Source organism: Longimicrobiaceae bacterium (genome assembly GCA_035936415.1).
Taxonomy (GTDB): domain Bacteria; phylum Gemmatimonadota; class Gemmatimonadetes; order Longimicrobiales; family Longimicrobiaceae; genus JAFAYN01.
In genome coordinates this window covers 1-9,034 of the sequence record DASYWD010000128.1, presented here as the reverse complement: position 1 = coordinate 9,034, position 9,034 = coordinate 1, and the positions used below count along the sequence as shown (strand labels likewise).

At 70.2% G+C, this 9,034-nt stretch carries 1 protein-coding gene, 3 pseudogenes and 1 other annotated feature; of the genes and pseudogenes, 3 read left to right on the top strand and 1 reads right to left on the bottom strand.

Annotation, left to right across the window (positions count from 1 at the left end):
* The first annotated feature begins 380 nt into the window (after positions 1 to 380).
* A pseudogene (locus tag VGR37_04840) lies at positions 381 to 1,308 on the top strand (IS3 family transposase).
* Positions 659 to 775: a sequence feature (AL1L pseudoknot), on the top strand. (Overlaps the previous pseudogene by 117 nt.)
* Before the next feature lie 7 nt (positions 1,309 to 1,315).
* Here the strand turns inward: VGR37_04840 and VGR37_04835 are convergent.
* A pseudogene (locus VGR37_04835) lies at positions 1,316 to 2,722 on the bottom strand (IS30 family transposase).
* Positions 2,723 to 2,765: 43 nt separating this feature from the next.
* On the opposite strand from VGR37_04835, the pseudogene VGR37_04830 reads away from it, so the two are divergent.
* A pseudogene (locus VGR37_04830) lies at positions 2,766 to 3,080 on the top strand (integrase core domain-containing protein).
* 340 nt (positions 3,081 to 3,420) lie between these two features.
* A partial coding sequence (locus tag VGR37_04825) for an amino acid adenylation domain-containing protein (protein ID HEV2146721.1) occupies positions 3,421 to 9,034 on the top strand: 5,614 nt, incomplete at its 3' end.

The following is a 9,034-nucleotide window of genomic DNA, read 5'->3' as shown; positions in this document are numbered from 1 at the left end:
GCGCGCTGCGCGTACGCTCGATGCCTTGGAGGAGGCGGTCGCCGCAGCCATGGAGTCGATCACCCCGCATGATGCCCGCGGCTGGTTCACCCACTGCGGCTACAAGCTCGCTCCACAATGAATAGCAAACCGCTCTAGGCCCGCAAGGCCGATCCGGGCAAGCCGGGTGGACGAGCCCCAGCCCGCTGGTCCCGGCGCTCTCCCGTGCGGCCGGAGTCGCCAGGGGGCTGTCCGCACATCGGACAGCGATTACGGCCTACCGGACGTTCACGGCCGTGTGATCCATCTCGCGACGCTCCGCCGGCAGGAGCCGTGGGACGAACTCGCGACTGAACCGCGCCGGGATTGTCGGAGGCTCCAACGCTTGAGAGATTGGAGCCATGAACAAGCCAACGACGTATTCCCCCGAGGTGCGGGAGCGGGCTGTGCGGATGGTGTTCGACCACACGCACGAGCACGCCTCGCAGTGGGCGGCCATCCAGTCCATCGCAGAGAAGATCGGTTGCTCCGGTGAGACGCTGCGCAACTGGGTTCGCCAGGCCGAGCGGAACCACGGCAAGCGGGCCGGGCTCTCCACGGATGAGCGTGCTCGCCTGAAGGAGTTGGAGCGCGAGAATCGAGAGCTGAAGCGAGCGAACGAGATCCTGCGCAAAGCGTCCGCGTATTTCGCTCAGGCGGAGCTCGACCGCCGACCGCGCTGATGGTGCGCTTCATCGACGAGCACCGAGAGGAGTACGGAGTCGAGCCGATCTGCGGTGTGCTGCCGATCGCTCCGTCCACCTACTACCATCACAAGGCCCAGCAAGCGGACCCCACACGCCGCTCGCAGCGCAGCCAGCGCGACGAGGAGTTGCGCGACGAAGTGGACCGCGTCTGGAAGCAGAACCAGGAGGTCTACGGGGTGCGCAAAGTCTGGCGTCAGCTCAACTGCGAGGGGCGCCCCGTGCGCGCTGCACGGTTGCACGGCTGATGGGGGAGCTGGGGCTGGAGGGCGTGGTGCGCGGGAGGCAGCTCCGCACGACCATCCCAGCGGAGGTGGCGGATCGTCCGCTGGATCTGGTGCAGCGCGACTTCACGGCGGAGCGGCCGAACCAGCTCTGGGTCAGCGACTTCACGTACGTGGCCACCTGGCGTGGGTTCGTGTACGTGGCCTTCGTCATCGATGTCTTCTCGCACCGGATCGTGGGCTGGAGAGTCTCCAGTTCGCTGAAGACCGAACTCGCGCTCGATGCGCTGGAGCAGGCCATCTGTGAGCGGGAGGAAGCAAGAGCCGAGCGGCTGGTGCATCACAGCGACCGCGGCGTGCAGCCCGGATTCAACTGGTCGTCGCAACAATGCCTGTGTGAGCCGATCGTAGGAACTCGTCCAACGCCTCGGCGGGTGTTCTCCAACCCAGAGTTTTGCGAGGTCGCGTGTTGAGCGCCAGGGCCACGGCTGCCAGGTCGGTGGCGCTGTGCGCGCTCAAGTCGGTGCCCTTCGGGAAGTACTGACGCAGCAGCCCATTCGTGTTTTCGTTCGTGCCACGCTGCCACGGGCTGTGGGGATCGCAGAAGTAGACCTCCAGACCTGTATCGATTCGCAGTCGCGCGTGCTGCGCCATCTCCGCCCCTTGATCCCACGTCAGCGACCGTCGGAGCTGCTCGGGCAGGGTGCCGATCGCCTGCGCGATGGCGTCGCGGACTGCCTCGGCGCCATGTCCGGCGAGCGCGGGCCCGTTCTTCACGCGCTCCCCCGGACCATGACCCGCCATTCGAGGCAGGTGAAGCAGGAGGGTGAAGCGCGTCGTGCGTTCGACCAGGGTACCGATGGCGGAGCTGCCCAGCCCCAGGATGAGGTCCCCCTCCCAGTGGCCGGGTACCGCGCGATCGGCCGCCTCCGCCGGACGCTCGCGGATCAGCAGTTCAGGGGTGACGAAGGATTTACCCCGTCCCTGCGTGCGCGCCCGCGGCACCCGAAGCGCCCGACCCGTGCGCAGGCATGCGGTCAGCTCGCGCCGCAGTGCGCCTCGGCTTTGCACGTACAGCGCCTGGTAGATGGCCTCGTGGCTGATGCGCATCGTCGGATCGTCGGGAAGTCGAGGGGGAGACGACGGGCGATCTGCTCCGGGCTCCATGCCCGGGCCCATCGGCGATGCTGCCGACGTCCGTGCTTGCGCCCCTTCCAGGCGACCTCCGGCCCAGGGACCGGCTCCCCGCTCGGAGCCAGGATGGTGCCGTCCAGGCGGTCCTGCACGTACTGCCGTAGTCTCGTATGGACGGCCAGCTTCGCCTGCTTCGGGCGGCGGGCGGCTCGATCCGCGTGCCACTGTGCAGTGGTCGCTCGATAGGTGAAGGTGCCGCTGCGCGTGGCCGCGTTCCGGCGCAGCTCTCTGGAGATCGTCGACGGCGAGCGCCCCAGCCGACGCGCGATCTCCCGCACGCCGTGCCCCTGTGCCCGCAGAAGCGCGATCTCTTCCCGGTCCGCGAAGGACAAGTACCGCCCCGAGAGCGGCTTCGAGGAGGACGAAAGATGAGAGGGTGACATACCGCCCGCGTTTCGGAACCATCGGACCCCGACCGCCGGGGGACACCCCGACAGACACCGCGGCCTCCTCGCTGGATCCCCCCGCCGCAATCACCGTCCAGAACCGCTGCCGATCCTCCCGCCGCGCGGCTGGGGGCCGGCCCAGCGACCCCAATGCGCCTCGCTCCGGCCGCGCCGAACGCCGCTTCTGAATCGTCATCGCAACTCCCTCCATTGAGGTGTTGCGACGACCGCTTGAATCCACCCAGTACCTCTCGATCCGCTATACCGAGCGGCTCGCGGAGGCGGGCATCGAGCCCTCCGTGGGCAGCAAGGGTGACTCGTACGACAACGCGCTGGCTGAATCAGTGATCGGGCTGTTCAAGACGGAAGTGATTCGGCGGCGTGGCCCCTGGCGCGGGCTGGAAGACGTGGAGTTCGCCACCCTCGAGTGGGTCTGGTGGTTCAACCACCACCGCCTCCTGGAGCCACTCGGACACGTTCCCCCGGTGGAGTACGAGGAGGCATTCTACCGCCGTCAGGAGACTCAGGATCTCGTGCCGGCACTCACGTCCTGATCTCTCCGAAAAACCCGGCGCGGTTCAACTTTTTCAGCGGGCGCACAGACAGTTCTTCTTCTGCGCAAAATAGGGCATAGTTAGCTCGATCCTGCTGGACTAAACTGTTGACTCCGAGCAGTTCGCGGTTTATGGTGCTACAGACGATATCCGGACAGGTCGTGCATAGGCCTGAATGGTGCTCCCGGATCATTATCGAAGCACATCGCAGGGGGACCCGCCTCGCATCTCGGCTGAGGACGGTTCCGATCGGTGAACTTTGGAGGCAAACGGGAACGGATATCGCGGGCTTCATGGTCAGTGGGACCGCAACGGAGACGAAATTTTTCGGGAACAGGTCATGGACGCGCTGCCTGGGCAGACACTTTCCGCACCTCCCGCCGTAATCACGGGTCCGCCGCTCTCCGGCTCTGCCGAGGCGCCGACGACCCTGGTCGAGCTGCTCATGCGTGCCTCCGAGGAGGCCGAAACCGGCAGGGCGATCCGGGTGGGGAGGGACGGGGCGGAGGTCGTGCTGAGCTACCGCGAAGCCCACCTCCGCGGGGAGCGCATCCTGGGCGGCCTCCGCGCTTGCGGGATGAGGCCGGGGGACGAGATCGTGCTCCAGGTGGACGTGGCCGAAGAGTTCATTCCGGCACTCTGGGCGTGCATCCTGGGTGGCTTTACGGCGGTCCCCACTGGGGTGCTGGGCACCGATGCGGGAGCGGAGCTAACCACGCGTCGGCTGCGTGACGTGTGGACCACGCTGGAAGGCCCCCTGGTGCTGGCCGGCACCGGCCACGCCGAAGCGGTGATTGGCGCGCTGGGTGCTGTGGCCCGCGTCGTTCCGGTGGCGGAGGCGGCCGCGCACGCTCCTGATCCCTCGTGGCATCCCAGCCCGCCCGAGTCGATCGCGGTGCTCATCCTCAGCTCGGGGACCACCGGGCGCCCCAAGCTCATCCAGCGCAGTCACCACAACCTGCTGTGCGTCTCCCAGTCAAGCCGGGCGCCGAAAGCTGCGGCCGGACCCGCCAGGCGCAAGACCACCTTCCTGAACTGGCTCCCGCTGGACCACAACGCGGGCCTCACCGCCAGCCTCGCCATGATTGCGGCGGGGGCGGACCAGATCCACCTCGGCACCCGGGACGTCCTGGAAAATCCCGAGCGCTGGCTGGATGCCGTTCACCGCTACCGAGTCTCTCACACGGGCGGAACCAACTACTCGCTCGGGCTCATCAACGGGCGCCTCGAGGAGGGCGGAGGGCGCGCGTGGGACCTCTCCTGCGTGGAGAGCATCATGGTGACCGCCGAGCCGGTGCTCGCACGCACCGTTCGTACATTCGTGGGGCACCTTTCGCGCTATGGGCTCCGGCCGGAGGCTCTCCGGGTCTCTTACGGGATGTCGGAGGTGGGGGGGATCACGCGGCTCACCGAGCTCCGCCTGGACGAACGCGGCGATACCGACGCGTTCGTGGAGGCGGGAACGCCGTATCCGGGGATCTCGCTACGGGTGGTGGACTCCCGCGGGCGGGTCGTGCCGGAGGGAAGCGAGGGGCGGATCCAGGTGCGGGGCGAAACGGTCGCGCCGGGGTACGCCCGCGACCCCGGCCAGAACCTGGAAAGCTTCACGGAGGACGGCTGGTTCGACACCGGAGACGCCGGGTTTCTGCGTGCGGGCTCGCTGACGATCACGGGGCGGGAGAAGGACGTCCTGATCGTCAACGGGCTCAACATCCACAGCCAGGAGGTCGAGGCGGTGGTCGAGGAGGTGGACGGGGTGGACCGGGGCTGCACGGCCGTCTGCGCGGTGCGCATGCCCGGCCAGGATACCGACGCCGCCGCCGTATTCCTCCACACGCCGCTCACGGGGGCGCACGAGCGGGACGCGCTCCGGCGGGAGGTCCGGCGCGTAATCGCCTCGCGGTTCGGGGCCACCGCGGCACACGTGCTCCTGGTGGGCCGAGACGAGATCCCTCGCACTCCGCTGGGAAAGATCCAGCGCGCCCCGCTCCGCCGCGAGCTGCGCGCCGGGGGCTTTGCCGCGGCCGTCGCGGAGGATGCGGTCACCGGGAGCGGCGATGGATGGGTGGCCCCGCGCACCCGGCTGGAGCGAGAGATCTGCGCGCTGTGGGCAGAGACGCTGGGCGTGGGCAGGGTGGGGATCCATGACGACTTCGTGGGCCTGGGGGGACACTCGCTCCTGGCGGCACGTGTCGCGGCGCGGGTGCGGGTGGTCTCCGGTGTCGATGTGCCGCTGCGTGTGCTCTTCGAGCATCCCACGGTGGCGGGGCTCTCCACGGCCGTGGAGGCCCTGGGGCGTACCGACCGGACCGGGGTGCCGCCGCAGGTGCGAGCCCCGGTGGACGGACCGCTCCCGCTCTCTTTCGGCCAGCAGCGGCTCTGGTTCATTGACCGGCTCCAGCCGGGAGGCAGCGTCTACAACCTCTCCAGCGCGCTCCGGCTGCGGGGGCCGCTGGACGTGGCCGCCCTGGAAGGGGCGCTTGGGGAGATCGTCCGGCGGCACGAGCCGCTGCGCACGGTCTTCGATGCCCCCGGCGGCGAGGCCGTCCAGGTGGTCGTACCCGCAGGCGCGATGGTGCTGCGCACCGAGGACCTGTCCTCAATTCCGGGCGAGGCGAGGGAAGCCGTGCTGGCCCGCCGGGTCCGCAGCGCGGCGACGAAGCCCTTCGACCTCTCGCGCGGACCGCTCTTCCGGGCGAGGCTGCTGCGGCTGGCGGCGGACGAGCACGTGCTGCTGCTCTCGATGCACCACATCGTCGGCGACGGCTGGTCCTTCGGTGTGCTCTTCCGCGAGATGGAGGCGCTCTACGCCGCCTTCCTCCAGGGTGAGGCATCGCCGCTCCCGCCGCTGCCCGTGCGGTTCGCCGACCATGCCGTGCAGCAGCGGGCGGAGATCGCGGGTGAGGCGCTGGAGCGCCACCTGGTCTACTGGAAGAGCCGGCTCGAGGGAGCGCCCGCGCTGCTGGAGCTGCCCGTGGACCGGAAGCGCCCGGCGGTGCAGAGCCATGCGGGGGCGGTCTGCCGCTTTGCGCTCTCGTCGGCGCTGAGCGGGCGGCTGGCCGCCGTGGGGAGGTCGGAGGGGGCGACCCTCTTCATGACCCTGCTCGCCGCGTTCCAGGTGCTGCTGGCGAAGTACAGCGGCCAGGAGGACGTGGTCGTGGGGGCCCCGGTGGCGGGGCGGACCCACCCGGAGCTGGAGGGGTTGATCGGCTTCTTCGCCAACACGCTCGCGCTACGGACGGACCTGTCGGGCGACCCCACCTTCCGCCAGCTGCTGAGGCGCGTGCGGGAAGGGACGCTGGGGGCGTACGCGCACCAGGAGCTGCCGTTCGAGAAGCTGGTGGAGGCGCTGCAGCCGGAGCGCAGCCTGGGGCATTCACCCCTGTTCCAGGTGACGTTCGCGCTCCAGAACGCCGGGCGGACGCCGCCCCGCCTGACCGGGGTGGAGACGAGCCTGGTCCGCACGGACGGCGCCACGGCGATGTTCGACCTCGGCCTCAGCATGGCCGAGCAGGACGGCGAGCTGCGCGGCGTGCTCGAGTACGCGACTGACCTGTTCGATGCCGCCACGGCCCGGCGGATGGTCGGCCACCTGCGCGTGCTGCTGGAGGGGATCGCGTCCGCGCCGGAGACCCGGCTTTCCGGGCTGGAGCTGCTGGGCGAGGAGGAGTGCCGCATAGTGCTGGAGGAGTGGAACGGGACCGAGGCGGAGTATCCGGCGGACCTGTGCATCCACCAGCTCTGCGAGGAACGGGCGGTCCTCACGCCGGACGGGGTGGCCGTGGTCTTCGAGGAGGAGTTGCTTACCTACCGGGAGCTGAACGAGCGGGCCAACCGCCTCGCGCATCGTCTCCGGACGCTGGGGGTGGGACCCGAGGTGCGGGTGGGGCTCTGCCTGGAGCGGAGCCTGGAGATGGTGGTTTCCATCCTGGCCGTGCTCAAGGCGGGCGGTGCGTACGTGCCGCTGGACCCTGGGTATCCCGCCGAGCGGCTGGAGCTGATGCTCTCCGACTCCGGGGTGGCGGTGCTGCTGGCCCAGGAGCAGCTGCGCGGCGTGCTGCCGGCCGGCGCGAGCGTCCGGGTCCTGAGCGTGGACGGCGCATGGACCGGGACCGGCGGAGAGAGCGCGGAGAACCCCGCGAGCGGGGTGACGCCGGAGAACCTGGCGTACGTGATCTACACCTCCGGCTCCACCGGGCGGCCGAAAGGGGTGATGAACACCCACGGCGGGGTCGTGAACCGCCTGGCGTGGATGCAGGCGGAGTATGGGCTCCGCCCCGAGGACGTGGTGCTGCAGAAGACGCCGTTCAGCTTCGACGTCTCGGTCTGGGAGTTCTTCTGGACGCTGCAGCAGGGCGCCACGCTGGTGATGGCGAGGCCGGACGGGCACCGCGACCCGGCCTACCTGCAGGAGGTGATCGAGCGGCGCGGGGTCACGACGCTGCACTTCGTCCCCTCCATGCTCCAGCAGTTCCTGGAGCGGGCGGACGCGCGGCGCTGCGCCACCCTCAAGCGGGTGATCTGCAGCGGCGAGGCGCTCCCGCCGGCCCTGGTGGAGCGCTTCCACCAGCGGATCCCCCCTCCCGCGGCGCTCCACAACCTCTACGGCCCCACCGAGGCGGCCGTGGACGTCAGCTACTGGGAGTGCGGGCGCGACGCCCCGGCGGGCGCGGTCCCGATCGGCCGGCCGGTCAGCAACACCCGGCTCTACGTGCTGGACACGGCGCTCCGGCCGGTCCCCGTGGGTGTGCCAGGCGAGCTGTACATCGGCGGGGTGCAGGTGGCCCGCGGCTACCTGGGCCGCCCGGGGCTCACCGCCGACCGGTTCGTCCCCGATCCGTTCGCCCGCGGCCGCGGGGCGCGGCTGTACCGGACGGGCGACCGTGCGCGCTGGCGGGCGGACGGCGCGCTGGAGTACCTGGGCCGCCTGGACCGGCAGGTGAAGGTCCGCGGGTTCCGCATTGAGCTCGGCGAGGTCGAGGCGGTGCTGCTGCAGCACCCGGCCGTGCAGGAGGTGGCGGTCGCCGACTACGAGCACGCCCCTGGAGACCGGCGCCTGGCCGCCTACGTGGTCCCGGACGCCGGGCACGCCCCGGCCCCCTGGCGCCTGCTGGAGCTGCGCCGCACCGGGGCGCTTGACGGGCACCGGGTGGAGATGCTCCCGGACGGCACCGAGGTAGTCTCGCTGAACCCGCACGAGACCCGGTTCCTCTACGACGAGATCTTCGAGCGCGGCGCGTACCTCCGGCACGGCATCACGCTGGCCGAGGACGCCTGCGTCTTCGACGTGGGCGCCAACATCGGGCTCTTCACCGTTCGGGTGGCGCAGCGGTGCCCCCGCGGGCGGGTGTACGCCTTTGAGCCCATCCCCCCCGTGTGCGAGGCGCTGCGGCTGAACGCGGCCGTGCACGGCGACGTGCGCGTGCTGGAGTGCGGGCTGGCCGAGGCGGAGGGCGAGGCGGTCTTCACCTTCTATCCCAACGCCTCCATCCTCTCCGGCCGCCACGCCGAGGCCGCGGAGGAGCAGGCGGTGGTGAAGGCGTTCCTGCTGAACGACGCCGATGTGCCCGAAGATATGCAGGAGGAGGGGCTCGACGCGCTGCTGCGGCACCGGCTCTCGGTGCGCGAGTTCCCCTGCCGGTTGCGCACCCTCTCGCAGGTGATCCGCGAGGAAAGGGTGGAGCGGGTCGACCTGCTGAAGGTCGACGTCGAGAAGAGCGAGCTGGAGGTGCTGGCCGGGATCGAGGACGGCGACTGGGAGAAGATCCGCCAAGTGGCGATGGAGGTGCACGACACCGACGCCCGCCTGGAGCGGGCACGCGCGCTCCTCCGGGAACACGGCTTCGAGGTGGTGGTGGAGCAGGACGCGGCGCTCGCCGGCACCTGCCTCTACGACGTCTACGCCGTTCGTCCGGGCGCGTCCGCCCCGGCGGACGCGCCCGCCGACGCACGGT